19 protein-coding genes and 1 pseudogene are annotated in these 25,911 nt (G+C 69.1%); 16 read left to right on the top strand and 4 right to left on the bottom strand.

Translation table 11 applies throughout. From position 1 onward, the window contains the following. Positions 1 to 38 precede the first annotated feature (38 nt). From J2851_RS05525 to J2851_RS05465, 13 genes are all read left to right on the top strand, one after another. Positions 39 to 884, top strand: a complete 846-nt coding sequence (locus J2851_RS05525; protein WP_246500457.1) for an ABC transporter ATP-binding protein — start codon at positions 39 to 41, stop codon at positions 882 to 884. A 212-nt stretch (positions 885 to 1,096) separates the two neighbouring features. Then, positions 1,097 to 2,326 (top strand): phenylacetate--CoA ligase family protein, encoded by a 1,230-nt coding sequence (locus tag J2851_RS05520; RefSeq protein ID WP_209764811.1) that lies wholly within the window; start codon positions 1,097 to 1,099, stop codon positions 2,324 to 2,326. 41 nt (positions 2,327 to 2,367) lie between these two features. Then, positions 2,368 to 3,861 (top strand): aldehyde dehydrogenase family protein, encoded by a 1,494-nt coding sequence (locus J2851_RS05515; protein ID WP_209764809.1) that lies wholly within the window; start codon positions 2,368 to 2,370, stop codon positions 3,859 to 3,861. 246 nt (positions 3,862 to 4,107) lie between these two features. Then, positions 4,108 to 5,280, top strand: a complete 1,173-nt coding sequence (locus J2851_RS05510) for an isovaleryl-CoA dehydrogenase (RefSeq protein WP_209764807.1) — start codon at positions 4,108 to 4,110, stop codon at positions 5,278 to 5,280. A gap of 24 nt (positions 5,281 to 5,304) precedes the next feature. Beyond that, entirely contained in the window at positions 5,305 to 6,486 is a 1,182-nt protein-coding gene (locus J2851_RS05505; RefSeq protein WP_209764805.1) for an acetyl-CoA C-acyltransferase, read from the top strand. 102 nt (positions 6,487 to 6,588) lie between these two features. Beyond that, positions 6,589 to 7,722, top strand: a complete 1,134-nt coding sequence (locus J2851_RS05500) for an acyl-CoA dehydrogenase (protein WP_209764803.1) — start codon at positions 6,589 to 6,591, stop codon at positions 7,720 to 7,722. 127 nt (positions 7,723 to 7,849) lie between these two features. Beyond that, positions 7,850 to 9,457, top strand: a complete 1,608-nt coding sequence (locus J2851_RS05495; RefSeq protein ID WP_209764801.1) for a carboxyl transferase domain-containing protein — start codon at positions 7,850 to 7,852, stop codon at positions 9,455 to 9,457. Between the two features lie 14 nt (positions 9,458 to 9,471). Next, positions 9,472 to 10,254 (top strand): enoyl-CoA hydratase/isomerase family protein, encoded by a 783-nt coding sequence (locus J2851_RS05490; RefSeq protein WP_209764799.1) that lies wholly within the window; start codon positions 9,472 to 9,474, stop codon positions 10,252 to 10,254. Positions 10,255 to 10,259: 5 nt separating this feature from the next. Then, positions 10,260 to 12,266: an acetyl/propionyl/methylcrotonyl-CoA carboxylase subunit alpha gene (locus J2851_RS05485; protein ID WP_209764797.1), complete on the top strand. Its 2,007-nt coding sequence runs from the start codon at positions 10,260 to 10,262 to the stop codon at positions 12,264 to 12,266. A 2-nt stretch (positions 12,267 to 12,268) separates the two neighbouring features. Continuing rightward, a complete protein-coding gene (locus J2851_RS05480) occupies positions 12,269 to 13,168 on the top strand; it encodes a hydroxymethylglutaryl-CoA lyase (protein ID WP_209764796.1) in 900 nt (299 codons plus the stop codon). Positions 13,169 to 13,309: 141 nt separating this feature from the next. Continuing rightward, complete coding sequence (locus tag J2851_RS05475; RefSeq protein ID WP_209764795.1) at positions 13,310 to 14,140, top strand: universal stress protein; 831 nt, start codon at positions 13,310 to 13,312, stop codon at positions 14,138 to 14,140. Positions 14,141 to 14,171: 31 nt separating this feature from the next. Beyond that, the gene (locus J2851_RS05470; RefSeq protein WP_209765071.1) at positions 14,172 to 15,821 is read left to right on the top strand and encodes an electron transfer flavoprotein-ubiquinone oxidoreductase; all 1,650 of its coding nucleotides are present in this window, start codon (positions 14,172 to 14,174) and stop codon (positions 15,819 to 15,821) included. 118 nt (positions 15,822 to 15,939) lie between these two features. Beyond that, positions 15,940 to 16,701 (top strand): SDR family NAD(P)-dependent oxidoreductase, encoded by a 762-nt coding sequence (locus J2851_RS05465; RefSeq protein WP_209764794.1) that lies wholly within the window; start codon positions 15,940 to 15,942, stop codon positions 16,699 to 16,701. A gap of 37 nt (positions 16,702 to 16,738) precedes the next feature. Here J2851_RS05465 and J2851_RS36670 read toward each other — a convergent pair. Continuing rightward, positions 16,739 to 16,849 (bottom strand): annotated as a pseudogene (locus tag J2851_RS36670) (helix-turn-helix domain-containing protein); the annotation flags it as partial. 253 nt (positions 16,850 to 17,102) lie between these two features. On the opposite strand from J2851_RS36670, the gene J2851_RS05455 reads away from it, so the two are divergent. Further along, a complete protein-coding gene (locus J2851_RS05455; RefSeq protein WP_209764793.1) occupies positions 17,103 to 18,398 on the top strand; it encodes a polysaccharide deacetylase family protein in 1,296 nt (431 codons plus the stop codon). 69 nt (positions 18,399 to 18,467) lie between these two features. On the opposite strand, the gene J2851_RS05450 is transcribed toward J2851_RS05455, so the two are convergent. After that, complete coding sequence (locus tag J2851_RS05450; RefSeq protein WP_246500434.1) at positions 18,468 to 18,935, bottom strand: Ros/MucR family transcriptional regulator; 468 nt, start codon at positions 18,933 to 18,935, stop codon at positions 18,468 to 18,470. A gap of 179 nt (positions 18,936 to 19,114) precedes the next feature. After that, positions 19,115 to 20,479: a GH1 family beta-glucosidase gene (locus tag J2851_RS05445; RefSeq protein WP_209764792.1), complete on the bottom strand. Its 1,365-nt coding sequence runs from the start codon at positions 20,477 to 20,479 to the stop codon at positions 19,115 to 19,117. Between the two features lie 104 nt (positions 20,480 to 20,583). Here J2851_RS05445 and J2851_RS05440 point away from each other — a divergent pair, with 104 nt between their 5' ends. Together J2851_RS05440 and J2851_RS05435 are read left to right on the top strand one after the other, a co-directional pair. Beyond that, complete coding sequence (locus J2851_RS05440; protein ID WP_209764791.1) at positions 20,584 to 21,960, top strand: GH1 family beta-glucosidase; 1,377 nt, start codon at positions 20,584 to 20,586, stop codon at positions 21,958 to 21,960. After that, positions 21,957 to 24,026: a tetratricopeptide repeat protein gene (locus J2851_RS05435; RefSeq protein ID WP_209764789.1), complete on the top strand. Its 2,070-nt coding sequence runs from the start codon at positions 21,957 to 21,959 to the stop codon at positions 24,024 to 24,026. Before J2851_RS05440 ends, J2851_RS05435 begins: the two co-directional genes overlap by 4 nt. Before the next feature lie 9 nt (positions 24,027 to 24,035). Here the strand turns inward: J2851_RS05435 and J2851_RS05430 are convergent, their stop codons facing one another. Continuing rightward, positions 24,036 to 25,826: an ABC transporter ATP-binding protein/permease gene (locus J2851_RS05430; protein ID WP_209764787.1), complete on the bottom strand. Its 1,791-nt coding sequence runs from the start codon at positions 25,824 to 25,826 to the stop codon at positions 24,036 to 24,038. Positions 25,827 to 25,911 lie beyond the last annotated feature (85 nt).

Genomic DNA, 25,911 nt, shown 5'->3' with positions numbered 1-25,911 from the left:
GGGGCACCCTTGCCCTTCTACGCATCAGGTGCCGCATGATGAACGCTGCAACCGCCACCGCGGTCGCTCCGGCCCCGGTTCCCGGCACGGCCAAGGCGCCGCTGCTGTCCGTCAACAACATCGAGGTCGTCTACAACGACGTCATCCTGGTGCTCCGTGGCCTCAGCCTGGAGGTGCCGGAGGGTGAGATCGTGGCCCTGCTGGGCGCCAACGGCGCCGGCAAGTCGACCACCCTGAAGGCCATTTCCGGCCTGCTGAAGACCGAGGACGGCGAGGTCACGCGCGGCGACGTCACCTTCGCGGGCGAGCGCATCAACGGCATCGACCCCGACCAGATCGTCCGGCGCGGCATCTTCCAGGTCATGGAAGGCCGCCGCATCATCGGCGACATGACCTGCCAGGAAAACCTGCGCCTCGGCGCCTTCACCCGCCGCGACGGCGGCGTGAAGGACGACATCGAGATGGTCTACCACTACTTCCCCCGCCTGAAGGAACGCACCGGGCTGGCCGGCTACCTGTCGGGCGGCGAGCAGCAGATGCTGGCCATCGGCCGCGCCATGATGGCCCGCCCGAAGCTGATCCTGATGGACGAGCCCTCCATGGGCCTATCGCCGCTGATGGTGAAGGAGGTCTTCAGCATCATCCGCCAGATCAACAAAGACCTTGGCGTCACCATCTTGTTGGTGGAGCAGAACGCCCGCATGGCGCTCCAAGCCGCGACCCGCGGCTACATCATGGAGAACGGCAAGGTCGTGCTGGACGGCACCGCCGAGGAGCTGCGCAACAACGAGGACGTGAAGGAATTCTACCTCGGCGGCGGCAACGAAGAGCGCAAGAGCTTCAAGAACCTGAAGAGCTTCAAGCGCCGCAAGCGGTGGATTTGACCTGAAGAGTGGTTGTTCTGGGCCCCCCTCCCAACCTCCCCCCACTTCGCGGGGGGAGGGGTTGAGCGCGGGAGCAGCGGAGTTCCCTCCCCCGTCGAAGATGGGGGAGGGTTAGGGTGGGGGCCCAATGCGACAACTTGTTGGGGCCCAACGCTAGAACTCGTCGGGGCCCAACGCGACCACCGAACCAAAGAAAAACGCCGGAGGCATCGGTGTCCGACTTCTACGACCAACTCGAAACCCGTTCCCCCGACCAGCGCGAGGCGGAGCTGTTCGCCGCGCTGCCGGCGCAGATCGCGCACGCCAGGGCGAACGCGCCGTACTTCGCGCGGCTGCTGGCCGACGTCGACCCGGCCTCGATCCGCGACCGGGCCGCGCTTTCGCGGCTGCCGGTGACGCGCAAGTCGGACCTCATCGCGCTGCAGAAGGACGCGCCGCCCTTCGGCGGGCTGGCCGCTATCGCCATCGGGCAACTCGCCCGCGTCTTCGCCTCGCCCGGCCCGATCCATGATCCGGAGCCGCACGGGAAGGACCCCTGGCGCTCCGCGCGCGCGCTGTACGCCTCGGGCATCCGCGGCGGGGACCTGGTGCAGAACTGCTTCGCCTATCACCTGACGCCCGCCGGCTCGATGTTCGAGACCGGCGCGCACGCGCTGGGGGCCGCGGTCATCCCGGCCGGCACCGGCAACACGGAGATGCAGGCCCAGGTGATCGCGCAGCTGAAGCCCAAGGCCTACATCGGCACGCCGGACTTCCTGAAGATCATCCTGGAGAAAGGCGACGAGCTTGGCCTCGACGTATCCTCGCTCAAGGTCGGCCACGTCGCCGGCGGCCCGTTCCTGCCCGACGCCCGCGCCTTCTACGAGGGGCGCGGCATCAATGTGTACCAGAGCTACGGCACCGCGGATCTCGGCATCGTCGCCTACGAGACGCCGGCCCGCGCCGGGCTGGTGGTGGAGGAGGGCGCCATCATCGAGATCGTGCGGCCGGGCACCGGGGATCCCGTACCGGAAGGCGAGGTGGGGGAGGTGGTGGTGACCATCTTCAACCCGGCCTACCCGCTGGTCCGCTTCGCCACCGGCGACCTGTCGGCCGTTCTGCCGGGCCAGAGCCCCTGCGGGCGGACCAACATGCGGCTGAAGGGCTGGATGGGCCGCGCCGACCAGACCACCAAGGTCAAGGGCATGTTCGTCCACCCGCAGCAGGTCGCGGAGGTCGTCCGCCGCCACCCGCAAGTGGCCAAGGCCCGGCTGGTCGTCGGGCGGCAGGACGCCAATGACACCATGACTCTCCGCTGCGAGGCGGCGGAATCGGGCGAGGCGCTCGCGTCCTCCTTGCGTGAAACTCTGGCGTCCGTCACCAAATTGAAGGGGACCGTGGAGTTCGTCGCCCCCGGCACCCTGCCGAACGACGGCAAGGTCATCGACGACACGCGGACCTGAACTAAGAACAAACGACCCGATACCAAGAGGATCCCTGAGAAATGAGCGTCAGCACCGACCTGCAGCTTGACCCCTTCGCGCTCGCCACGGCGCTGTCGGGCAAGCACTTCTTCGGCGGGGAGTTCCGCCCGGCCTCCTCGGGCAAGACCTTCCCGGTGGTGAACCCGGCCACGGGCGAGACCGTCGCCCAGGCGGCCTTCGGCGAGGCCGCCGACGTGGACGCCGCGGTCGCTTCCGCCAAGGCCGCCCAGAAGGAGTGGGCCAAGCGCCCGGCGCGCGAGCGCGGCAAGCTGGTCGCCGAGTGCGGGCGCATCCTGGACGCCCACAAGGAAGAGATCGCCAAGCTGATCGCGCTGGAGACCGGCAAGGCGCTGCGCACCGAATCGCGCGTCGAGGCCGGCGTGCTGGCCGACGCCTTCGTCTTCTTCGGCGGCCTGGCGCCGGAGCTGAAGGGCGAAACGGTGCCCTTCAACCCGTCCATGCTGACCATGACCGTGCGCGAGCCCGTCGGCGTCGTCGGCGCGATCATCCCGTGGAACGTGCCCCTACTGCTGATGGCGCTGAAGATCGCCCCGGCTATGGTGGCGGGCAACGCCGTGGTGGTGAAGTCGGCGGAGGAGGCGCCGCTTGCCGTGCTGCGCGTCGTGCAGCTGATCAACACGGTGCTGCCGGCCGGCCTCGTGAACATCCTCTCGGGCTACGGGCCGGAATGCGGCGCACCGCTTGTCGCGCACAAGGACGTGCACAAGGTGACCTTCACCGGCTCGGTCGAGACCGGCAAGATCGTCTACAAGACCGCCGCCGAAAAGCTGATCCCGGTGACGCTGGAGCTGGGCGGCAAGAGCCCGATGATCGTCTGCGCCGACGCGGACATGGATCAGGCCATCGCGGGCGCCATCGCCGGCATGCGCTTCACCCGCCAGGGCCAGAGCTGCACGGCGTCGTCCCGCATCTTCGTCCACGACAGCATCCACGACGCCTTCGTCGCCAAGCTGAAGGAGAAGGTGGACGCCATGAAGATGGGCGATCCGCTGGACGAGACGACCGACATCGGCACCATCGTCTCCCCGCAGCAGATGGACCGCGTGCAGAGCTACATCGCCATCGGCAAGGAAGGCGGGGCGACCGCGCATGTCTGCTCCGCCATGCCGACGGCGGAGCACCTGACCAAGGGCCTCTACGTCCAGCCGCACATCTTCACCGGCGTGAAGAACAGCGACCGCATCGCGCAGGAGGAGATCTTCGGCCCGGTCTGCTGCGTCATCCGCTGGACCGACTATGAAGAGGTGATCGCGCAGGCCAACGACACCGAATACGGCCTCGCCGCCACCATCTGGACCCGCGACCTGAAGCTGGCCATGGACGCGGTGCACCGTCTGGAGGCGGGCCTCGTCCAGGTCAACCAGAACCTGGTCGTGCAGCCGAACATCTCCTACGGCGGCGTGAAGGCCTCCGGCCTCGGCAAGGAAGCCTCGCTGGAGGCGATGCTGGAGCACTTCACCCACAAGAAGACGATCATGATCAACATGAAGTGAGGTGGGGTGGGGGAGTGGTCGCACTGGGCCCCCACCCAACCCTCCCCCACTTCGCGGGGGAGGGCTTTCAGGAACGCCCGGCGGCAGTTCCCTCCCTCGCCGAAGGTGGGGGAGGGTTAGGGTGGGGGCCCAGTACGACCACTCCCCACTACCCCTTGCCACGCCCACGTCCATACGCTACCGTACGGTCCCATACGCAGCCGTATGGCAGAAAGAAAAAGCGATCATCGGGGGAGCGCCCAGACCATGCTGTCCAACCAGTACCCGACCCTGAACTTCGACCTCGGCGAATCCGCGGACATGCTGCGCGATTCGGTGCGCAGCTTCGCCGCCGACGAGATCGCTCCCCGCGCGGCGGAGATCGACCGGACCAACGAGTTCCCGAACGAGCTGTGGCGCAAGTTCGGCGACCTCGGCGTGCTCGGCATCACGGCGGAGGAGGAGTATGGCGGGGCCGGCATGGGCTACCTGGAGCATGTCGTGGCGATGGAGGAGATCTCCCGCGCCTCCGCCTCGGTCGGCCTCAGCTACGGCGCGCACTCCAACCTCTGCGTCAACCAGATCCGCAAGAACGGCACGGAGGAGCAGAAGCGCCGCTACCTGCCGAAGCTGATCTCCGGCGAGCACATCGGCGCGCTCGCCATGTCGGAGCCGAACGCGGGCTCCGACGTCGTGTCGATGAAGCTGCGCGCCGAGAAGACGGGCGACCGCTACGTCCTGAACGGCACCAAGATGTGGATCACCAACGGCCCGGACGCCGACACGCTGGTGGTCTACGCCAAGACCGACGTCAACGCCGGCCCGAAGGGCATCACCGCCTTCCTGATCGAGAAGTCGTTCAAGGGCTTCTCCGTTGCGCAGAAGCTCGACAAGCTGGGCATGCGCGGCTCCAACACCGGGGAGCTGGTGTTCGAGGACTGCGAGGTGCCGGAGGAGAACATCCTGGGCGGCGTCGGGCGCGGCGTGAACGTGCTGATGTCGGGCCTGGACTACGAGCGCGCTGTGCTGGCCGGCGGGCCGCTCGGCATCATGCAGGCCTGCATGGACGTGGTCATTCCCTACATCCACGACCGCAAGCAGTTCGGCCAGTCCATCGGCGAGTTCCAGCTGATGCAGGGCAAGATCGCCGACATGTACACGATCATGAACGCCGCCAAGGCCTACGTGTACACCGTCGCCAAGGCCTGCGACCGCGGCGAGACCACCCGCAAGGACGCCGCCGGCGCGATCCTCTACGCCGCGGAAAAGGCGACCTGGATGGCGCTGGAGGCCATTCAAACCCTGGGTGGCAACGGCTACATCAACGAATACCCGACGGGCCGCCTGCTGCGCGACGCCAAGCTCTACGAGATCGGCGCCGGCACCAGCGAGATCCGCCGCATGCTGATCGGCCGCGAGCTGTTCAAGGAAACGGCGTAAGCGCCAAGGGAGGGGAAGAGGGTCATGACCGACACCGTTGTCATCGCGGGCGCCGCCCGCACGCCGATGGGCGGCTTCCAGGGCGAGTTGCAGGGCCTGACTGCGCCGCAGCTCGGCTCCGCCGCGATCAAGGCGGCGCTGGAGCGCGCCGGCCTGTCGCCCGACGCCGTGGACGAGGTCTTCATGGGCAACGTGCTGCCGGCCGGCCTCGGCCAGGCGCCCGCCCGCCAGGCCTCCATCGGCGCCGGCATTCCGGAGGCCGCGGGCTGCACCACCATCTCCAAGGTCTGCGGCTCGGGCATGAAGGCGGTGATGCTCGCCACCGACCTGATCAAGGCCGGCTCGGCCTCGGTCATGGTGGCCGGCGGCATGGAGAGCATGTCGAACGCCCCCTACCTGCTGGACCGCGCGCGCGGCGGCTACCGGCTGGGGCACGGCAAGGTGCTCGACCACATGTTCCTCGATGGGCTGGAGGACGCCTATGACCGCGGCCGGCTGATGGGCACCTTCGCGGAGGAATGCGCCACCCATTACCAGTTCACCCGCGAGGCCCAGGACGCCTACGCCGTGGAAAGCCTGGCCCGCGCCAAGCGCGCCACCGAGGATGGCAGCTTCCAGAAGGAAATCACCGCCATCACGGTCAAGGGCCGCAAAGGCGACACGGTGGTGGACAAGGACGAGCAGCCGCTGAAAGCCGACCCGGCCAAGATCCCGACGCTGAAGCCCGCCTTCGCCAAGGACGGCACGGTAACGGCCGCTAACGCCTCCTCCATCTCCGACGGTGCGGCGGCGCTCGTGCTGACCACCCGGTCGAACGCGGAGAAGCTGGGCCTGCCGATCATCGCGGAGATCAAGGCGCATTCCAACCACGCCCAGGCCCCGGCCTGGTTCACCACCGCGCCCGTGGGCGCCATCAACAAGGTGCTGGAGCGCGCCGGCTGGTCGGCCAAGGACGTGGACCTCTTTGAGCTGAACGAGGCCTTTGCCGTGGTCGCCATGGCCGCGATGCGCGAACTCGATATTCCCCACGACAAGATCAACGTCCACGGCGGCGCCTGCGCGCTGGGCCACCCTATCGGCGCCTCGGGTGCGCGCATCCTGGTGACGCTGCTGGCGGCGCTGGAGAAGAACGGGCTGAAGCGCGGCGTCGCCTCGCTCTGCATCGGCGGCGGCGAGGCCACGGCGGTGGCGGTGGAGTTGGTCTGAGGGGGAGTATTGCCCCCACCCTAACCCTCCCCCGCTACGCAGGGGAGGGAGGGGACCCGCGAAGCGGGGAGGGTGGGGGCAATGGCATTCGGGAGGAAACACATGCGGCTGACGGAAGAGCAGCGGATGGTGCGCGACATGGCGCGCGCGTTCTCGACGGAGCGGCTGGCGCCAACCGCCGCCGAACGCGACCGGACCGGCGCCTTCCCCAGGGAGGAACTGGCCGAGATGGGCCAGCTCGGCCTGATGGGCATGCTGGTGCCCGACGAGTTCGACGGCGCCGGCACCGACCACGTCGCTTACGCGCTCGCCATCGAGGAGATCGCGGCCGGCGACGGCGCCATCTCCACCATCATGAGCGTGCACAACTCCGTCGGCTGTATGCCGATCCTGAAATTCGGCAGCCCCGAGCAGAAGGAACGCTTCCTGAAGCCGATGGCGCGCGGCGAACAGCTCGGCTGCTTCTGCCTGACCGAGCCGCAAGCCGGGTCCGACGCGGCGGCCATCAAGACCCGCGCGCGCCGCGACGGCAACCACTGGGTCCTGAACGGCACCAAGCAGTTCATCACGTCGGGCAAGAACGCCGACGTCGCCATCGTCTTCGCGGTCAGCAACCCGGACGCCGGCAAGAAGGGCATCACCGCCTTCATCGTGCCGACCGACACGCCCGGCTTCCAAGTCGCCCGCGTCGAGGAGAAGCTGGGCCAAAGCTGCTCCGACACCTGCCAGATCGTGCTGGAGGACTGCCGCATCCCGGCCGACCTGATGCTGGGTGCGGAGGGCGGCGGCTACCGGGTGGCGCTCGCCAACCTGGAGGGCGGGCGCATCGGCATCGCCTCCCAGTCCGTGGGCATGGCGCGTTCCGCCCTCGACCACGCCGTCCGCTACGCGCAGGAGCGGCAGAGCATGGGCGTGCCGATCATCCAGCACCAGGCGGTGGCCTTCCGGCTGGCCGACATGGCGACGAAGGTGGAGGCCGCGCGGCAGCTGGTCCTGCACGCAGCCTCCCTCCGCGACGCGGGCGAGCCCTGCCTGAAGGAAGCCGCCATGGCGAAGCTGTTCGCCTCGGAGATCGCGGAGCGCGTCTGCTCCGACGCCATCCAGATCCACGGCGGCTATGGCTACCTGAACGACTTCCCGGTGGAGCGCATCTACCGCGACGTCCGCGTCTGCCAGATCTACGAGGGCACCAGCGACATCCAGCGGCTGGTCATCAGCCGCGCGCTTGCTTCTTAAAGGGGGGTGTTGGGTTTCGCCGCGCTCCACCCAACCTACGGATGACCGCGTAGGTTGGGTGCAGGCGAAGCCGAAACCCAACGGCAACAACACCGGCAACAAAGAAGAAGACGGGAGGACGACGGCCATGACCGTCCTGAAGAGCGCCCTGAACGCGCGCTCCGCCGAGTTCCAGACGAACGCCGACGCCATGTCCGCGCTGGTCGCCGACCTGCGCGAGAAGGTCGGCGCCATCAAGCAGGGCGGCGGCGCGAAGGCGCGCGACAAGCATTTGTCGCGCGGCAAGCTGCTGCCGCGTGAGCGCATCCGCCAGCTGCTCGACGTCGGCTCGCCGTTCCTGGAGCTGTCGCAGATGGCCGGCTACCAGGTCTATGACGACGACATCCCGGCGGCCGGCATCATCACCGGCATCGGCAGCGTCGCCGGCCAGGAATGCATGGTGGTCGTCAACGACGCCACCGTGAAGGGCGGCACCTATTTCCCGCTGACCGTCAAGAAGCACCTGCGTGCGCAGGAAGTCGCCCAGCAGAACAACCTGCCCTGCATCTATCTGGTGGATTCGGGCGGCGCCAACCTGCCGAACCAGGACGAGGTCTTTCCCGATCGCGACCATTTCGGCCGCATCTTCTTCAACCAGGCCAACATGTCGGCCCAGGGCATCCCGCAGATCGCGGTGGTCATGGGCAGCTGCACGGCCGGCGGCGCCTATGTCCCGGCCATGTCGGACGAGGCGATCATCGTCCGCAACCAGGGCACCATCTTCCTGGGCGGCCCGCCGCTGGTAAAGGCCGCGACCGGCGAGGTGGTCTCCGCCGAGGATCTGGGCGGGGCCGACGTCCACTCCCGCACCTCCGGCGTCACCGACCATTACGCGCTGAACGACGCGCACGCGCTCGCCATGGCGCGCAAGGTCGTGTCGAACCTGAACCGCACCAAGCGCATCGACCTCGACCTGCGCGACCCGCAGGAGCCGGCCTACGACCCGCGCGAGCTGTACGGCGTGATCCCCAGCGACCCGCGCAAGCCCTTCGACGTGCGCGAGGTGATCGCCCGCGTCGTGGACGGCTCGGTGCTGGACGAGTTCAAGCCGCTCTACGGCACGACGCTGGTCTGCGGCTTCGCCCACATCTTCGGCTATCCCGTCGGCATCATCGCCAACAACGGCATCCTGTTCAGCGAATCCGCCCTGAAGGGCGCGCACTTTGTTGAGCTGTGCTGCCAGCGCGGCATTCCGCTGGTCTTCCTGCAGAACATCACCGGCTTCATGGTCGGCCGCAAGTACGAGGCTGGCGGCATCGCCAAGGACGGGGCCAAGCTGGTCACCGCCGTCGCCTGCGCCAAGGTGCCGAAATTCACGGTCATCATCGGCGGCAGCTACGGCGCCGGCAACTACGGCATGTGCGGCCGCGCCTACAGCCCGCGCTTCCTCTGGATGTGGCCGAACTCCCGCATCTCCGTCATGGGCGGGGAGCAGGCGGCCGGCGTGCTCGCCCAGGTCCGCCGCGACGCCATGGAGTCCCAGGGCAAGAGCTGGGCGCCGGAGGAGGAGGAGGCCTTCAAGGCCCCGATCCGCCAGCAGTACGAGCACCAGGGGCATCCCTACTACGCCTCCGCCCGGCTGTGGGACGACGGCATCATCGACCCGGCGGACACCCGCATGGTGCTGGGCCTCGGCCTGTCGGCATCGCTGAACGCGCCGGTCGAGAAGACCACCTTCGGCGTCTTCCGGATGTGATGGGGGTCCGAAGCATGAGCGACATTCTGATCGACACGGCCGCAAATGGCGTCGCCACCGTCACCATGAACCGGGGCGAGGTGCACAACGCCTTCAACGAGCACGTCATCGCCGACCTGACCGACGCCTTCCGGAAGCTGGGCGCCGATCCGGCCGTCCGCGCCGTCCTGCTGCGTGGGGCGGGGAAAAGCTTCTCCGCTGGCGCCGACCTCGGCTGGATGAAGAAGATGGCCGGCTACAGCCACGAGGAGAATGTCCAGGACGCCATGGGCCTCGCCACCATGCTGCGCACGCTGGACGAATGCCCGAAGCCCACGGTCGCCGTGGTGCAGGGGTCGGCCTTCGGCGGTGGGGTGGGGCTGGTCGCCGCCTGCGACATCGCCATTTCCGCCGACACGGCCAGCTTCGCGCTGACCGAGGTGCGGCTTGGCCTGATCCCCGCGGTCATCAGCCCCTACGTCATCGCCGCGATGGGCGAGCGCGCCTGCCGCCGCTACTTCCTCACGGCCGAGCGCTTCTCCGCCGCGGAAGCCCTGCGGCTCGGCCTGCTGCACCAGACCGTGAAGGCGGAGGAGCTGGAAGGCGCCGTAGCGTCCACCCTGCGCAATCTGCTGCAATGCGGCCCGGCCTCGCAGACCGCGGCGAAGGAGCTGGTCCGCGCCGTGGCGCGCCGGCCGATGAGCACCGACGTGATGCTCGACACCGCCCAGCGCATCGCCCGACAGCGGGCGAGCGACGAGGGGAAGGAGGGCGTGGGCGCCTTTCTGGACAAGCGTGAACCGGCGTGGCGGAGCTGAGACCGATGTTCGACAAGATTCTGATCGCGAACCGCGGCGAGATCGCCTGCCGCGTCATCCGCACCGCCCGCCGCATGGGCATCCGCACCGTCGCCGTCTATTCGGAGGCCGACGCCCGCGCCATGCATGTGGAGATGGCCGACGAGGCCGTCTGCATCGGCCCCGCTCCGGTCGGCGAAAGCTACCTGCGCGGCGACGTGATCCTGAATGTGGCCAAGCAGACCGGCGCCCAGGCCATCCACCCCGGCTACGGCTTCCTGTCGGAGAACGCCGGCTTCGCGGCGGCCTGCGCGGAGGCCGGCGTGGTCTTCATCGGCCCGCCGATCGAGGCGATCCGCGTCATGGGCTCCAAGGCGGAGTCCAAGCGCGTCATGGCCCAGGCCGACGTGCCGCTCGTCCCCGGCTACCATGGGGAGGCGCAGGACCTGGAGACGCTGGCCGCGGAGGCGCAGCGCATCGGCTTCCCGGTGCTCGTCAAGGCCTCGGCCGGCGGCGGCGGCAAGGGCATGCGCGTGGTGCGCGCCCCGGCCGAGTTCGCCGACGCGGTGGCCGGCGCCAAGCGCGAGGCGAAGGCCGCCTTCGGCGACGACAGCGTGCTGCTGGAAAAGTATCTCGGCCGGCCGCGCCACGTGGAAATCCAGGTCTTCTGCGACACCCACGGCAACGGCGTCTATCTGTTCGAGCGCGACTGCTCCATCCAGCGCCGCCACCAGAAGGTGATCGAGGAGGCCCCGGCCCCCAGCCTGCCCGACGACCTGCGCCGCCGCATGGGCGAGGCCGCCGTGGCCGCCGCCAAGGCGGTGAACTACGTCGGCGCCGGCACGGTGGAGTTCCTGTACGAGGACGGCGGCTTCTACTTCATCGAGATGAACACCCGCCTCCAGGTCGAGCATCCGGTGACCGAGAAGATCACCGGCCAGGATCTGGTGGAGTGGCAGCTGCGCGTGGCGGCCGGCGGCACGCTTCCTCTGAAGCAGGACCAGTTGACCCGCCGCGGCCACGCCTTCGAGGCGCGGCTCTACGCCGAGGATCCGCAGCGGGAATTCCTGCCGGCCATCGGCCGCCTCGTCCGCCTGCGCCCGCCGGCGGAAAACGAGCATGTCCGTGTCGACACCGGCGTCCGTGAGGGCGACGAAGTCACCATGTTCTACGACCCGATGATCGCCAAGCTGATCGTCTGGGACGAGGACCGCGACGCAGCCCTGCGCCGCCTGCGCGTGGCCCTGGGCGCCTACGAGGTCGTCGGCGTCACCACCAACGTCGGCTTCCTGGGCGCCATCGCGGCGCACCCGGCCTTCCGCGGGGTGGAGATCGACACCGGCTTCATCGAGCGCTATCGCGCCGACCTGCTGCCCCCGCCGGCTCCGGTGCCTGACCGCGGGCTGGTGCTGGCGGCGCTCGCCGTTCTGCTCCGCCGCAACGCCGAGACGAAGAAGGCCCGCCGCGCCGCGTCGGACCCGCACTCGCCCTGGCTGTCGGCCAGCGGCTGGCGCCTGAACGACGACAACCACCATGACCTGCGCCTGATCGACGGCGAGACGCCGCGCCCGCTGACCCTGCATTTCCGCCCGACCGGCTACGAGGTGGAGGTGGAGGGCCGCCCGGCGATCCGCGCCGAGAACGTGGCCTGGGACGGCGAGACGCTGACCGCCACCATCGACCGCGTGCGCACCCGCGCCACGGTGGTCTTCCAGGGCCTCGACCTGACCATCCTGTCGGACGGGTCGGTGTGGCGCCTGCACCTCGACGACCCGACCGCCCGCGCCGCTGACCAGGAGGGCGGCTCCGGCCGTCTGACGGCGCCGATGCCGGGCACCGTCGTCCGCGTGCTGGTCGAGCCCGGCCAGGCGGTGGAAGCCGGGGCGCCGCTGATGCTGCTGGAAGCCATGAAGATGGAGCACACCATCAAGGCTCCGGCCGCCGGCACCGTCACCGCCGTGAACTTCGCGGCCGGCGATCAGGTGTCCGAAGGCGTGGACCTGCTGGTCCTCGACGTCGGGGAGGAGAAATGAGCATGCGCCTGCCCAAATTCGTCCGCATGGTGGAGGTCGGCCCGCGCGACGGCCTCCAGAACGAAAAGCAGATCGTCCCCACCGACGTGAAGATCGGGCTGGTGGACCGCCTGACCGACGCCGGCCTGACGGCGATCGAGGCCGGCAGCTTCGTCTCGCCCAAGTGGGTCCCGCAGATGGCCGACACGCCCGACGTCTTCGCCGGAATCCGGCGCAAGCCGGGTGTGCGCTACGTCGCGCTGACGCCGAACGCCAAGGGACTGGAGGGCGCGCTCGCCGCCAAGGCCGACGAGGTAGCGGTCTTCGGCGCGGCCTCCGAAAGCTTCAGCCAGAAGAACATCAACTGCTCCATCGCCGAGAGCCTGGAGCGCTTCGCGCCCGTCATGGAGGCCGCCAAGGCCCAGGGACTGCCGGTGCGCGGCTACGTCTCCTGCGTGCTCGGCTGCCCCTATGAGGGGGAGATCGCGCCGGCCGCGGTGGCCGACGTGGCGGGCAAGCTGCTCGCCATGGGCTGCTACGAGATCTCGCTCGGCGACACCATCGGCACCGGCACGCCGAGCAAGGCCCAGGCGATGATCGCCGCGGTGGCGGAGCGCGTGCCGATGGACCGGATCGCCGTCCACTTCCACGACACCTACGGGCAGGCGCTCGCCAACATCCTGGCGGCGCTGGAGCTGGGCGTGGCGGTGGTGGACAGCTCCGTCGCCGGCCTGGGCGGCTGTCCCTACGCCAAGGGAGCATCGGGCAACGTGGCGAGCGAGGACGTGCTCTACATGCTGAACGGGCTGGGCATCGACACTGGCGTGGATCTGGACAGGCTGGTCGCGGCGGGAGCCTACATCAGCGAAGCCATCGCCCGTCCGACGGCGTCCAAGGTCGCCCGCGCGCGGGGCTGTGCGTAGTCAATCTCCCTCTCCCCTCTGGGGAGAGGGTCGGGGTGAGGGGGTTGCGCTTCTGCCGGACGTCCCAGCGAAGCAGGACCCCCTCACCCTAACCCTCTCCCCAGAGGGGAGAGGGGACACAATTGAAACGGGGAGGGTGCCATGAGCTACACGAACCTGCTGGTGCATCTGGACGACACCGAACGGTGCGAAGAGCGCCTGACCCTCGCCCTGTCCCTGGCGCAGAGCCATGGCGCCACCCTGACCGGCCTGTTCGCGCAGAGCGAGACCTCCGGCGCCGGCATCGTCACGCGGCGGGCCGGGCCGGCGCTGCTCCAGGCGGCGGAGCGGGCGAAGGACAGCTTCGAGGCGAAGGCGCGCGAGGCCGGCGTCAAATGCCGCTGGTGGCAGCTCGGCCACGGCGAATACGGCCACGTCATTTCCGAGACGACCATCTGCTGCCGCTACGTCGACCTCGCCATCTTCGGCCAGCACGACCCGAACGGCGACAACCGCGTGCCGCCGGACCTGATCGAGGAGGTGGTGCTCAACGCCGGACGCCCGATCCTGGTCGTGCCCCACGCCGGCCGCTTCCCGCGCCTGGGCGACCGCCCGGTCATCGCCTGGAACGGCAGCCGTGAGGCCGCGCGCGCCGTGAACGACGCCCTGCCGTTGCTGAAGCGGGCGTCGTCGGTGCTTCTTCTCGCCTTCCACACGCATCCCGGAGGAGGGGAGGGCGGCAACGTTCCTCAGGTGGATATCCTGGAGCATCTGGCGAGCCACGGTGTGACCGCGGAGCAGGAGCGCCTGACCATCAGCACCATGACGCCCATGGACGCCGTGCTGTCGCGCGCCTCCGACCACGGCGCCGACCTGCTGGTGATGGGCGGCTTCGGCGGTTATGGCGGCTCCTTATTCCCGCTGTTCGGCCGCGGCAGCAACACCCGCCAGATTCTGCGGCAGATGACCCTGCCCGTATTGTTGTCCCACTAAGAAAAAGAGGAAAACCGACATGGCTGAGGCGATGGATCGCGACCCGCGCGAGGTGATGGAGTACGACGTCCTCGTCGTCGGAGCCGGCCCGTCGGGCCTGAGCGCGGCCATCCGCCTGAAACAGCTGGCCAATGAGGCCGGGCAGGAGCTGTCGGTCTGCGTCATCGAGAAAGGTTCGGAGGTCGGTGCCCACCTGCTGTCGGGCGCCGTGTTCGAGCCGCACGCGCTCGACGAGCTGATCCCGGACTGGAAGGAGAAGGGGGCACCCCTCACCACGCCGGCCCGCGAGGACCGCTTCCTCTTTCTCACCCCGACCAAGGCGCTGAAGTCGCCCTTCACTCCGCCGCAGATGCACAATCACGGCAACTACATCATCAGCCTCGGCAACCTCGCCCGCTGGATGGCCGCCCAGGCCGAGGAGCTGGGCGTGGAGATCTACCCCGGCTTCGCCGCGGCGGAGGTGCTCTACGACGAGGACGGCGCCGTCAAGGGCGTCGCCACCGGCGACATGGGCATCGGCAAGGACGGCGAGCGCACCGGCAACTACACGCCGGGCATGGAGCTGCACGCCAAGCAGACCATCTTCGCCGAGGGCTGCCGCGGCTCGCTCACCAAGACGCTGTTCGACAAGTTCGACCTGCGCGACGGCGTCGACCCGCAGACCTACGGCATCGGCATCAAGGAGCTGTGGGAGGTCGACCCCGCCAAGTCGCAGCCCGGCCTGATCGTCCACACCATCGGCTGGCCGATGGACCCCAAGACCTACGGCGGCAGCTGGCTCTACCACATGGAGGGCAACCTGGTGTCGGTCGGCTTCGTGGTCGGGCTCGACTACGAGAACCCGCACCTCTCGCCGTTCGAGGAGTTCCAGCGCTACAAGACGCACCCGGCCATCCGCCCGACCTTCGAGGGCGGCCGGCGCATCGCCTACGGCGCCCGCGCGCTGTCGGAGGGCGGCTTGCAGTCGATCCCCAAGCTCACCTTCCCCGGCGGGCTGATCGTCGGCGACGCCGCCGGCTTCCTGAACGTGCCGAAGATCAAGGGCAACCACACCGCCATGAAGTCGGGCATGCTGGCGGCCGAGGCGATCTTCGAGCACCTGACCGGCGGCACCAACGGGCGTGAGGTCACCGCCTACCCGGAGGCGCTGAAGGCGTCCTGGGTGTGGAAGGAACTGTTTGAGGTCCGCAACATCCGCCCGGGCTTCCAGAAGGGGCTGTGGGCGGGGCTGGCCAACGCCGCCTACGAGACGGCCACCAAGGGCAAGTCGCCCTGGACGCTGCACCACAAGCACGGCGACCACGCGACGCTGAAGAAGGCCGGCGAGGCGCCGAAGATCGCCTACCCGAAGCCGGACGGCGTGGTGTCATTCGACCGGCTGTCGTCGGTGTACCTGTCGAACACCAACCACGAGGAAAACCAGCCGGCGCACCTGACGCTGAAGGACCCGCAGACGCCGATCCGGGTGAACCTGGCGCTCTACGACGCGCCGGAGACGCGCTACTGCCCGGCGGGCGTGTACGAGATCGTGCGCAACGAGGACGGGACGAACCCGCGGCTGCAGATCAACGCGCAGAACTGCGTGCACTGCAAGACCTGCGACATCAAGGACCCCACCCAGAACATCAACTGGGTCGTGCCCGAAGGCGGCGGCGGCCCGAACTACCCCGGCGGCATGTGACCGCGTAGGTTGGGTGGAGCGTCAGCGAAACCCAACACACGTCGCCACGCCAGCGGTGTTGGGTTGCGCCTGCGGCTCCACCCAACCTACGAAAATCATCATTCAGGGGGAAAACACCATGCAGATCAACGGTCAGGCGGCCATCGTCACCGGTGGCGCGTCCGGCATGGGCGCGGAGACCGCCCGTCACCTCGCCAAGCTCGGCGCCAAGGTCACCGTGCTCGACATGAACGAGGCGGCGGTGAAACAGGTGGCGGAGGAGATCGGCGGCCTGGGCCTGCTGTGCGACGTGTCCAGCGCCGAATCTGCGGAGAAGGCCGTCGCCGACGCCCGCGCGGCCCATGGCCCGGCCCGCGTCCTGGTGAACTGCGCCGGTGTCGCGCCGGCCAAGCGAATCGTCGGCCGCGACGGCCCGATGGCGCTGGACGACTTCCGCAAGGTGATCGAGGTCAACCTGATCGGCACCTTCAACATGCTGCGCCTCGCCGCCGCCGACATGGGCACGCTCGACCCGCTCGAATCGGGGGAGCGTGGCGTCATCGTCAACACGGCCTCGGTCGCCGCCTATGAGGGGCAGATCGGGCAGGCGGCCTACGCTTCGTCCAAGGGCGGCATCGTCGCGCTGACCATCTGCGCCGCGCGCGACCTCGCCCGCAGCGGAATCCGCGTCATGACCATCGCGCCGGGCCTGATCGGCACGCCGATGCTGCTGAACATGCCGCAGGAGGTTCAAGACAGCCTCGCCGCCAGCGTCCCGTTCCCGAAGCGATTCGGCCGGCCTGACGAGTACGCGCGTCTGGTGCAGCACATCCTGGAGAACGAAATGCTCAACGGCGACGTGATCCGCCTGGACGGCGCCATCCGGATGGCACCGCAGTGAGCGTCGCAGCACTTCGGGGATGAAAAGGGCTGGGCTGCCGCGTGCGGCCCAGCTCCGCCGCGATCACCGCCACCGGCACCTTGGCGTCACGCATTTTCTGAATGCGCCGCCGTTCCGTCAGATCGATGTGGGAATACTGCGTGCCCATCCGGACCCCCTGAAGCCGCTAAGCCCTTGTACTGTTACAAGAGTTGGACTTTAGGATAGAACCTGCCCCAGCTGCGCCCATAAATCCCATAAGGAACATTATGGCAAATTGCATCGGCCGCACATTGCTGCCATCCCGTGACAAGTGAGCCGGAACGCGGATCGCTGTGGAGGCCGTGGAAATTTTGCTCTATCTCATAAGGGGTATCGCCCGAATCTGACCACAATGCGGCGATCACGATGGTCGATCGCAGATGAAATCAGGCAAGGGCTCGTCCGTTTCCCCGCTGTTCGGTTCGGTGTCCGGACGGAATCCCCGTTCCTTACCAGACCGCAGCCCGCTCTTCGCGACGCTTGTTGTCGCAGCGGCGGCCGTTCTGGCCGCGCCGGCAACCGCCCGCGCGGCCGAGTCCGTACCGGCCGTGCACGCCTCGTTGCCGGCGGCGGCGACGGTCACCACGATCCGCCGTGACCAACCGTCTCCCCGGGCCGAGGCTACGGCTCCGGCGCCCACCTCCGCCAAGGCCCTCCAATTCGGAACCTACCGCAAGGAGGTGGACGCCTGGATCGCGTGGAAGGACGTCGTGCGCCGGCAGCCGGACATGGTCGCGGACCTCGTGCCGCGCGTCGCGCTCCTGAAGCCCGGGGTGCCGGACGATGGCTATGTCCTGCTGGCGGCGCCCCTGCCCGACCTCGACCCGAACTTCATGTGCCGCCGGATCGTCGGCGGCGGCGGAAGCTGCCTCGTGGTGGATGCGCCGGCCGGCGGCGACTCCAGCCGGCCGCCTTCGGCGATCGAGGATGGCGACAGCAACGGCGTGGTGACCTACACGCCCGACCAGAGCCGCGAGATGGTGGAGATCGAACGGCAGGCGTCGCGCCTGTCACGGCTCGCCGCCATCGTGCCGGGCAGCGATGCGCATGTCGACGTCGGCGCCTTGAAGGCCAACCGCTGGAACCTGTGCTCGCTGACCTTCGACGACGGCCCACACCCGTCGGTGACGCCGCGCATCCTCGACATCCTGCGCAACGAGCGTGTGCGGGCGACCTTCTTCCCCATCGGGAACGTCGCGGTCCGCCATCCGGGCATCATCCAGCGGATCGTTCAGGAAGGGCACGAGGTCGGCAACCACAGCCTGACCCACCCCAACATGCGCAACCTTTCGACCGAGGGGCAGCGCAACGAGGTCACCGAGACGAATCGAATCCTGTCCGCCGCCGGTGCCGATCCGGTGCTGTTCCGCCCGCCGGCCGGGCGCTACAACCAGGACACGCTGAAGGTCGTCCAGGGCGAGCGCATGAACACCGCCTTGTGGAACATCGACACCCGCGACTGGTACACCCGCGACGCCGACAAGATCATGGCCCAGGTGGAGGCCACGGGAGCCATCGGCAGCGTCGTCCTGATGCACACGACCTACAACGCCACCGCCGACGCGCTGCCCAAGGCCATCGCGCTGCTGCGCACGCGCGGCTGCCGATTCGTGACGCTGTCGGAATGGATCAGCAGCCTGAACAGCCTCGCCACCCCGCGCATCGCCCAGAAATAAGGCGCCGGGCACTGTGTTATCGCCCCTCCCCCCGATCGGGGAGAGGGGCCGGGCTGACGGAAAGGCGCGTCAGGCGGCGCTCTTGGCGCGGCCGCGGCGGGCCGGCTTGGCCGGGGCGGCGGCCTTTTTGCCAAGGCCGATCGACTTCGCGAAGGCGGAGCGCTGCTCGGCGTAGTTCGGCGCGGTCATCGGGTAATCGGCCGGCAGGCCCCACTTGCGGCGGTATTCGTCCGGAGTCATGCCATAAGCCGTGCGCAGATAGCGCTTCAGCATCTTCAGCTTCTTGCCGTCCTCAAGGCAGACGATGTAGTCCGGGTTCACCGACTTCTTGACGGGAACGGCCGGGCGAAGCTCGACGACTTCCTGCTCGACCGGGCGGCCGGTGCCGGCGAGGCTCTGGTGAACGACCCGAATGAGATTCGGAAGATCATTCACGGCGATCTGGTTGGAACGGACATAGGACGCGACGATCTTGCCGGTCATCGCAACCAAATCCGTGTTCGACATCTCCGACCCTTCGGTGTCGCTGCTCTGCATGTTTGTTTTCCTTTGAGGACGAATGATCCAGAGGAGAGGATGTGCAAAGTGATGCGCGATGCGCAAGCCTGTCCATCGACATAAACATGCAATTGTGTAATGTGTTTCACGCAGGACACGCGCCGACGCATGCCAGTCGAACGGCAGTAGTGCGCCACGGCGGCGAAATGCTGTCCGGCTCAGGCGCGAAAACGCTGGCGCCTGATCAGATCCGCGTACCAACGGGCCGACGCTTTGGGCGTGCGTTTCTGCGTCGCGAAGTCGACATGCACGACACCGAAGCGGTTGCCGTAGCCGCTGCCCCACTCGAAATTATCCAGCAGGGACCAGACGAAGTATCCGCGCACGTCGGCTCCCGCGCGAATCGCCTCGTGCATTGCCCCGTTATAGATCCGGAGGTAATTGATTCGGTGCTGGTCGTTGATGGCGCCCGATTCGTCGGGCGAATCGCTGCCGCCGCAGCCGTTTTCCGTGATCACGATGGGCATGCGGTAGCGGCGCGTGATCTCCAGCAGTTCGTCCCGGAACGCGTCCGGGAAGATGGCCCAGCCGACTCCATAGGTTGGAGAATCCGGCGGGGCTTCCCCCCAGCCATAGCCCCAGGTCGTCGACGGATCGGTTTTCGCGAAGATGGGGCCATAGTGGTTCAGGCCGAACCAGTCCATGGGCCGCGCGATGCGCGCCATGTCGCCGGCGCGGACGAAGGGCTCGATCGCACGTTGTACGCGTGGTGGGTAATACCCCAACAACTGCGGATCACAGAAGGCGAGGTTCCAGTGCTCGTCCAGCAACGCCGCCGCCTCCGCGTTCTCCGGCCGGCCGCCTTCGGGCAGCACGCGCTGCCGGTTGTGCACGGCACCGATGGACGCACCGGGCACGAGGTCGCGGATCACGTCCACGCCGGCCCCGTGGGCGAGGTTCACGTGGTGGATGGCGCGCAGGTGCTGCTCCCGGTCGGTGATGCCGGGGGCCGCCCAGGGAATGGCGTAGCCGAACAGCGTGAAGACGGAGAACTCGTTGAAGGTGATCCAGCGCTTCACCCGGTCGCCGTAGCGGCGGGCGAGCAGCGCGGCGTAGTCGGCGTACCAGCCCGCGCTGTCGCGGTTGGCCCAGCCGCCCTGGTCGTGCAGCGCCTGCGGCAGGTCCCAGTGGTAGACGCAGAGCCAGGGTTCGATGCCGGCCGCCAGGACCGTGTCGATCAGGCGGTCGTAGAAGTCGAGGCCCAGGGAATTCACGGCCCCCCGCCCGCGCGGCAAGACGCGCGGCCACGCCACGGAGAAGCGGTAGGCGTCCACGCCCAGCCCCTTCATCAACGCGACGTCCTCGGCGTAACGGTGGTAGTGGTCGCAGGCGACGTCGCCGGTGTCGCCGTTCACCACGCCGCCCACCGTCCGGCAGCGCGTGTCCCAGATGCTGGGGCCGCGCCCGTCCTCGGCCGCAGCGCCCTCGATCTGGTATGCGGAGGTCGACACACCCCAAACGAAATCCGGCCGCAGGGGGGCGGCGGATTCGGCCTCCGCAAGGGCAACGCTGTCTTCGCTCATGGCACCCTCCCGCATGCGACCACTCCGTTCGCGATAGTACCTTTGGCGGGGTGCTGAAGAAACAGGCATAATGGAGGCCGCAGCCTTCAGCGGAGCGTCCAGCGATGACCAGCCCGTCCCCCAACGCCAGCGCACTCGGGTTTCCCGCGGATTTCCTGTGGGGTGCCTCGACCTCCGCCTTCCAGGTGGAAGGGGCGGCGGCCGAGGACGGGCGCGGCCCCAGCATCTGGGACACCTTCTGCCGGCTGAAGGGGCGAGTCGACAACGGCGACACCGGCGACGTCGCCTGCGACCACTACCACCGCTACGCCGAGGACGTGGCGCTGATGCGGCGCATCGGGCTCGGCGCCTACCGTTTCTCCATCGCTTGGCCGCGCGTCCTGCCGCGCGGGCGGGGGGCTGTGAATCCCCTGGGCCTCGACTTCTACGACCGGTTGATCGACCGTTTGCTGGAAGCGGGAATCGAGCCCTGGGCCTGCCTCTACCACTGGGACCTGCCGCAGGCCTTGCAGGACCACGGCGGCTGGGCGAACCGCGACAGCGCGGGCTGGTTCGCCGATTACGCGGTGCTCTGCGCCAAGCGCTACGGCGACCGGGTAAAACGCTGGGCGACCTTCAACGAGTTCTCCGTCTTCACCCTGTTCGGCTACGCGCTCGGCTGGGGGGCGCCCAGCGTTGCCGACCGGGGGGAGCATCTGAAGGTGATCCACCACGTCAACCTCGCTCACGGGGCCGGCGTGGACGTGCTGCGCGACCTCGTGCCCGGCGCCTCCATCGGCGCGGTGCACAGCGTCCAGCCCTGCCGGCCGGAAGACGACTCGCCGGACAACGTCGAGGGCGCCGCCCTGTTCAACGAGCTGTGGAACCTGGCCTTCCCCGACGCGCAGATTCTCGGCCATTACCCGCCGCGCATCGCCCGGGCCGTCGAGCCCTACGTCCAGGCTGGCGACATGGCGCGCATCGCGCGGCCCGTGGACTGGTTCGGCCTGAACCACTACGCGCCGCTGTTCGCGAAGGCCGACCCGTCCATGGTCTGGGGCTGCGGATTCGGGTCGCCGCCGGCCGACATGCCGCGCACGGACATCGGCTGGCCGCTCCAGCCCGAAGCCTTCCGGGAAGCTCTGCTCGACCTCACCGCCCGCTACCGCCTGCCGATCTACGTGACGGAGAACGGCTACGGCACCAAGACGCCCGAAGCGCCGGATGACAACGGCGTCGTGATGGACACCGCCCGCATCGACTACCTGCGCGCCTGCATCGCGCAGATGGCCGGCGCGCGGCGGGACGGGGCGGACGTGCGCGGCTATTTCGTCTGGTCGCTGCTCGACAACTTTGAATGGGGGGGCGGCTACGGCACGCGATTCGGCATCGTGCATGTGGATTTCGCGACGCAGACGCGCACGCCGAAGGAGTCCGCCCACTGGTACGCGGCGCTGATCGGCAGCGCCCTGGCGGAATCTGGGGCGGAATCTGGGGAGTGACCGATCCCCTGAACCTCCTCCGCAAAGCCGCCGCGCTGCACCAGGCTGGGCGGCTGGCCGAGGCCGAGCCGCTCTACGCCGCGGCCGTGGACGCCCTGCCCGACCAACCCGACGCGCTGCACCTCTACGGCGTGCTGTGCGCCCAAACCGGGCGGAACGCCCGCGCCATCGCGCTGATCGAGGCCGCCATCGCGCGGCGCGACAGCGCCCCGGCCTACCACGCCAACCTCGCCCGCGCGCTGCGCGCCGAAGGGCGGCTGGCCGAAGCCGCCGCCAGCCTGCGCCGGGCCATCGCGCTCCAGCCCAGCGCGGACGCCTACTTCAGCCTGGGCAACGTCCTGAGGCAGTTGGGCGACACAGCCGAGGCCGTCGCCCGCTACCGCGACGCCCTGACGCTGCGCCCGGATTTCGCCGACGCGCGCGTGAACCTCGCGGCGGCGCTGGAGGGATCGGGCGATCCCGGCGGCGCGCTGGACCAGCTGCGCGCGGCGCTGGCCTGCGCGCCCGCCGACCGCGGCGCCCTGTTCAACCTCGCCCGCACGGCGCAGGCGCGCGGCGCGACCATTGCGGCCGCCGACGGTTACCGCCGCGCGCTGCGCGTCGATCCGTCCTTCGAGGAGGCGGCCGGGAACCTCGGCGCCGCGCTGGTCGACGGCGGCCGGGCCGCGGAGGCGGTGCCGCTGCTGCGCCGCCTCGCCGCGCTCGTCCCCGACCGCCCCGACCGCCTGCTTCAGCTTGCCACCGCCCTGGGCGAGGCCGGCGACACCGACGGCGCGCTGGCCGCCTTCCGGCGGCTGATGGCGCTGACCCCCGGCGACCCGACCCCCTGGCAGCGCACGGCCGAGCTGTTCGAGGCGGCTGGGCGCCTGGACGGGCTGACGGACACGCTCGTCGCCATGGCCCGGCTCGGGCGGCGCGGGCGCTTCCATTGGAAGGCGGCCTACTACCACCTCGTGCGCCTGTGCAACAGGCTGCTGGCCGCCGGGCGGATGGACCGTGTCAGTGCCCTGCTGCCGCCGGTCGCCGCCGCCTTGCGCGACGCGGACGCCGAACTGCACGCCTGGGCGCTGTTCCTGCAAGGCTCCCTGGCGGCGCGCAGCGGCGACACCGCCACGGCGCGGCGCCTGTTCGCGGAGGCACGGCCCCACCTGCCCTTCCTGGCCCACGTGTCGCTGGAAGACGAGTTCGCCCGCCGCGTCGATGCGCTCGACCCCGGCGCCCTGGCCCGGTCGGAGGAGGCCTTCGTGCTGGAGCGCGCGGCGGAGCCCGGCCCCGGCCCAGTGGTGGTCGCCTCCTGCGACGATGGCTATCTGCGCCGCTTCGGGCCGCTGTTCCTCGCCTCCGTCGACCGCTTCGCGGCGGGCCCCCAAGCCGTCCACCTGCACATCGTCGATCCCACCCCCGACACGCCGGCCTTCATCGCCGGGCTGGCCGGGCGGCTCCGACGTGTCCGGCTAGGCTGGAGTTCCGAGGCGTCTCCCGCCGGGCTGGACGGGGCGGCGCGCACCACCTTCTACACCTTCGCCCGCTTCCTGCGGCTGCCGCGCCTGATGGCGCTTTACCGGTCGCCGCTGCTGGTGGCCGACATCGACGCCTGCGTGCTGGCCGACCCGGCGGCCTTCCTGGAACCCTTGTCCCCGGAACGCCCGCTGGCCCTGCAATATTTCCCGGACAACCTCGCGCGCCTGTACGACGGCGTGGGCGGCGGCCTGCTGGTCCTGTTGCCGGAGCCCTCCGTCGCCGCTCTGTTCGAGCGTGTCCGGCGCTTCCTCGTCTCCTGGACGGCGGAGCGGCGGCTGCATTATTTCCTCGACCAGATCGCGCTGACCGCCGGCACGGACGACGCGATCCGGCGCGGCGCGGCTCCCGGAATCCTGGCGATCGGCACCGAAGGGCGCCTGTTCCGCTGCGGCGGGGGTGTGTTCGTGCAGATCCTCACGGAAAAGGGCGCGCCTGGCTTCGACGAGCGGGTCCGCTCCCTGCTCGACGCGCTCGACGCCGCCCCGCCCTCCTCCGATGCGCGCCTGGACCGCGACCGGTTCCTCAGCGCCCTCGGGATCCAATAGACACGCCCCTTAATCCGCCACGTCGGCGACCACCCGCTCCCGGTTGCCGCAGGGTTCCTCGCGCAGATGGACGGAATCGCCGAACCGCTCCAGCACCAGCTTGCGCCGGTGATGCGCCTCCAGCCCGGCGTGGCTGCCGATGGTGATCAGGGTCGCCTTGGGGAATTCCTCGTCGATCAGCCGCAACATCGCCTCCTCGCTGTCGGGGTCGAGGCTGTCGGTGGCGTCCTCCACGAAGATCCAGTCGGGCCGGCGGATCAGCAGGCGGGCGAAGCCCAGCCGCTGCTGCTCCGGCACCGCCAGGATCTCGTCCCAGGCCTCATTCTCGTCCAGCTGCGGCAGCAGGTGCGACAGCCCGACCCGCTCCATCGCCGCCCGCGCCGCGTGGTCGCTGACCATCTCCGGACCGACCGGGTAGCTGAGCGCGGCGCGCAGCGTGTCGTGCGGCAGGTAGGGCCGCTCCGGCATGAAGAAGACGCGGGTGTGGGCCGGCAGGGCGATGCGCCCGCTTCCCCAGGGCCAGACCCGCGCCACCGCCCGGAACAGGCGCACGGCGGCGGCCGGATCGCCGGAGATCAGCACCCGCTCGCCCGGCTTGATCTCCAGCGTGAAGGGCTCCAGCACGCGCCGGCCGTCGGGGTCGGCGATGGACAGGTCGGTGAAGGACAGCCAGCGTTCGTCGTCGGTGCGGTCCACGACGATGCGCTCCGTCCCCTCCCCGCCGATCTCGCGGTCCAGGCGCTGCAACGCCTCGTGCAGGCCCAGCACGCGCTCCACCGACGCCTTCCACTCCGCCGCGCGGGCGAGGTTGTCGATCGGCCAGGACAGCGCGCCGACCGTCTGCTGGAAGGCCTGCGCGGTCTGCATCAGCACGCCCAGCGAGATGTGGCCGGCGATGTAGCTGGGGGCGGCCACCAGGATCGGGAAGGCCGACGACAGCACCGAGTAGGTGGCGCTGAAGATCATCATGTTGGACAGCGCGCGCGTCTGGCCGATCCAGCCCCGGCGCACGCCCTGGAACAGGCCGAACAGCCGGCCGCGCTCCCCCGATTCCCCGTGCAGAAGGGCGACGGCCTGCGCGTTCTCCCGCACGCGGGCGAGGCCGAAGCGGAAGGACGCCTCGTGCCCCTGGCGCCGGTTCACCGCGTTGACCAGCGGCTTTCCCATCACCAGCGCGATGGTCGTGCCAATGGCGGCGTAGAGCAGCGCGATGTAGAGCAGGTAGCCGTGCATATGGAAGGTGATGCCGGCCACCGTCACCTCCGGCGCGCCCGACAGCATCCACAGGATGTTGGTGAAGCTGATCAGCAGCATCGCGCAATAGGACAGCGACAGGCCGAGGTCGATCGCCACCTCGGTGGAGATGCGGATGTCCTCCGCGATGCGGCCGTCGGGGTTGTCGTGGTCGCCGGGCAGATAGGTCACCTGGTGCTGCCGCCCGCGCGACAGCCAATCGTTCAGCAGCCTGTCCGTCAGCCACGTCCGCCAGCCGAGCTGAATCCTGCGCTTCACGCGCAGGTGCAGGATGGTGTTGGCGATGTTGAACAGGATGATGCCGCCGACCGCGGCGATCATCGTCATGAAGCGGTCCATCGACCGCTGCTCCAGCGCGTCGAACAGGCGCTGGCTCCACAGGTTGATCAGGATCGGCACGACCACCTGACCGACGGTCAGCAGGCCCAGCGCGCCGGTCAGAAGGCGCACCGTCCATTTCTTGTCACCGGCCCAGTATCCGCCGGCAAGGCCGATGAACCGGCGGGTGAAGCCGGGCTGCGCCGGCGTCCTGTCCGTGATCGGCATGGTTCGTCCCGCCCAACCGGTTGTGCATCCCCCCACTCTAACGAACAGGTTATTACCAACAGATTGCCTAAAAAGCGAGCGCGCG

This window comes from Azospirillum rugosum, from assembly GCF_017876155.1.
Taxonomy (GTDB): Bacteria; Pseudomonadota; Alphaproteobacteria; order Azospirillales; family Azospirillaceae; genus Azospirillum; species Azospirillum rugosum.
The sequence above is the reverse complement of the archived record's forward strand: the minus strand, read 5'-3'. Positions and strand labels throughout refer to the sequence as shown.

What these genes read in the sequence shown, in the direction of transcription:
- J2851_RS05480 (WP_209764796.1), top strand. Translation starts at nt 12,269, where the DNA reads ATGCGCCTGCCCAAATTCGTCCGCATGGTGGAGGTCGGCCCGCGCGAC.
- J2851_RS05510 (WP_209764807.1), top strand. Translation starts at nt 4,108, where the DNA reads ATGCTGTCCAACCAGTACCCGACCCTGAACTTCGACCTCGGCGAATCC.
- J2851_RS05465 (WP_209764794.1), top strand. Translation starts at nt 15,940, where the DNA reads ATGCAGATCAACGGTCAGGCGGCCATCGTCACCGGTGGCGCGTCCGGC.
- J2851_RS05455 (WP_209764793.1), top strand. Translation starts at nt 17,103, where the DNA reads ATGAAATCAGGCAAGGGCTCGTCCGTTTCCCCGCTGTTCGGTTCGGTG.
- J2851_RS05440 (WP_209764791.1), top strand. Translation starts at nt 20,584, where the DNA reads ATGACCAGCCCGTCCCCCAACGCCAGCGCACTCGGGTTTCCCGCGGAT.
- J2851_RS05500 (WP_209764803.1), top strand. Translation starts at nt 6,589, where the DNA reads ATGCGGCTGACGGAAGAGCAGCGGATGGTGCGCGACATGGCGCGCGCG.
- J2851_RS05450 (WP_246500434.1), bottom strand. Translation starts at nt 18,935, where the DNA reads ATGCAGAGCAGCGACACCGAAGGGTCGGAGATGTCGAACACGGATTTG.
- J2851_RS05495 (WP_209764801.1), top strand. Translation starts at nt 7,850, where the DNA reads ATGACCGTCCTGAAGAGCGCCCTGAACGCGCGCTCCGCCGAGTTCCAG.
- J2851_RS05430 (WP_209764787.1), bottom strand. Translation starts at nt 25,826, where the DNA reads ATGCCGATCACGGACAGGACGCCGGCGCAGCCCGGCTTCACCCGCCGG.
- J2851_RS05485 (WP_209764797.1), top strand. Translation starts at nt 10,260, where the DNA reads ATGTTCGACAAGATTCTGATCGCGAACCGCGGCGAGATCGCCTGCCGC.
- J2851_RS05470 (WP_209765071.1), top strand. Translation starts at nt 14,172, where the DNA reads ATGGATCGCGACCCGCGCGAGGTGATGGAGTACGACGTCCTCGTCGTC.
- J2851_RS05525 (WP_246500457.1), top strand. Translation starts at nt 39, where the DNA reads ATGAACGCTGCAACCGCCACCGCGGTCGCTCCGGCCCCGGTTCCCGGC.
- J2851_RS05515 (WP_209764809.1), top strand. Translation starts at nt 2,368, where the DNA reads ATGAGCGTCAGCACCGACCTGCAGCTTGACCCCTTCGCGCTCGCCACG.
- J2851_RS05490 (WP_209764799.1), top strand. Translation starts at nt 9,472, where the DNA reads ATGAGCGACATTCTGATCGACACGGCCGCAAATGGCGTCGCCACCGTC.
- J2851_RS05505 (WP_209764805.1), top strand. Translation starts at nt 5,305, where the DNA reads ATGACCGACACCGTTGTCATCGCGGGCGCCGCCCGCACGCCGATGGGC.
- J2851_RS05475 (WP_209764795.1), top strand. Translation starts at nt 13,310, where the DNA reads ATGAGCTACACGAACCTGCTGGTGCATCTGGACGACACCGAACGGTGC.
- J2851_RS05445 (WP_209764792.1), bottom strand. Translation starts at nt 20,479, where the DNA reads ATGAGCGAAGACAGCGTTGCCCTTGCGGAGGCCGAATCCGCCGCCCCC.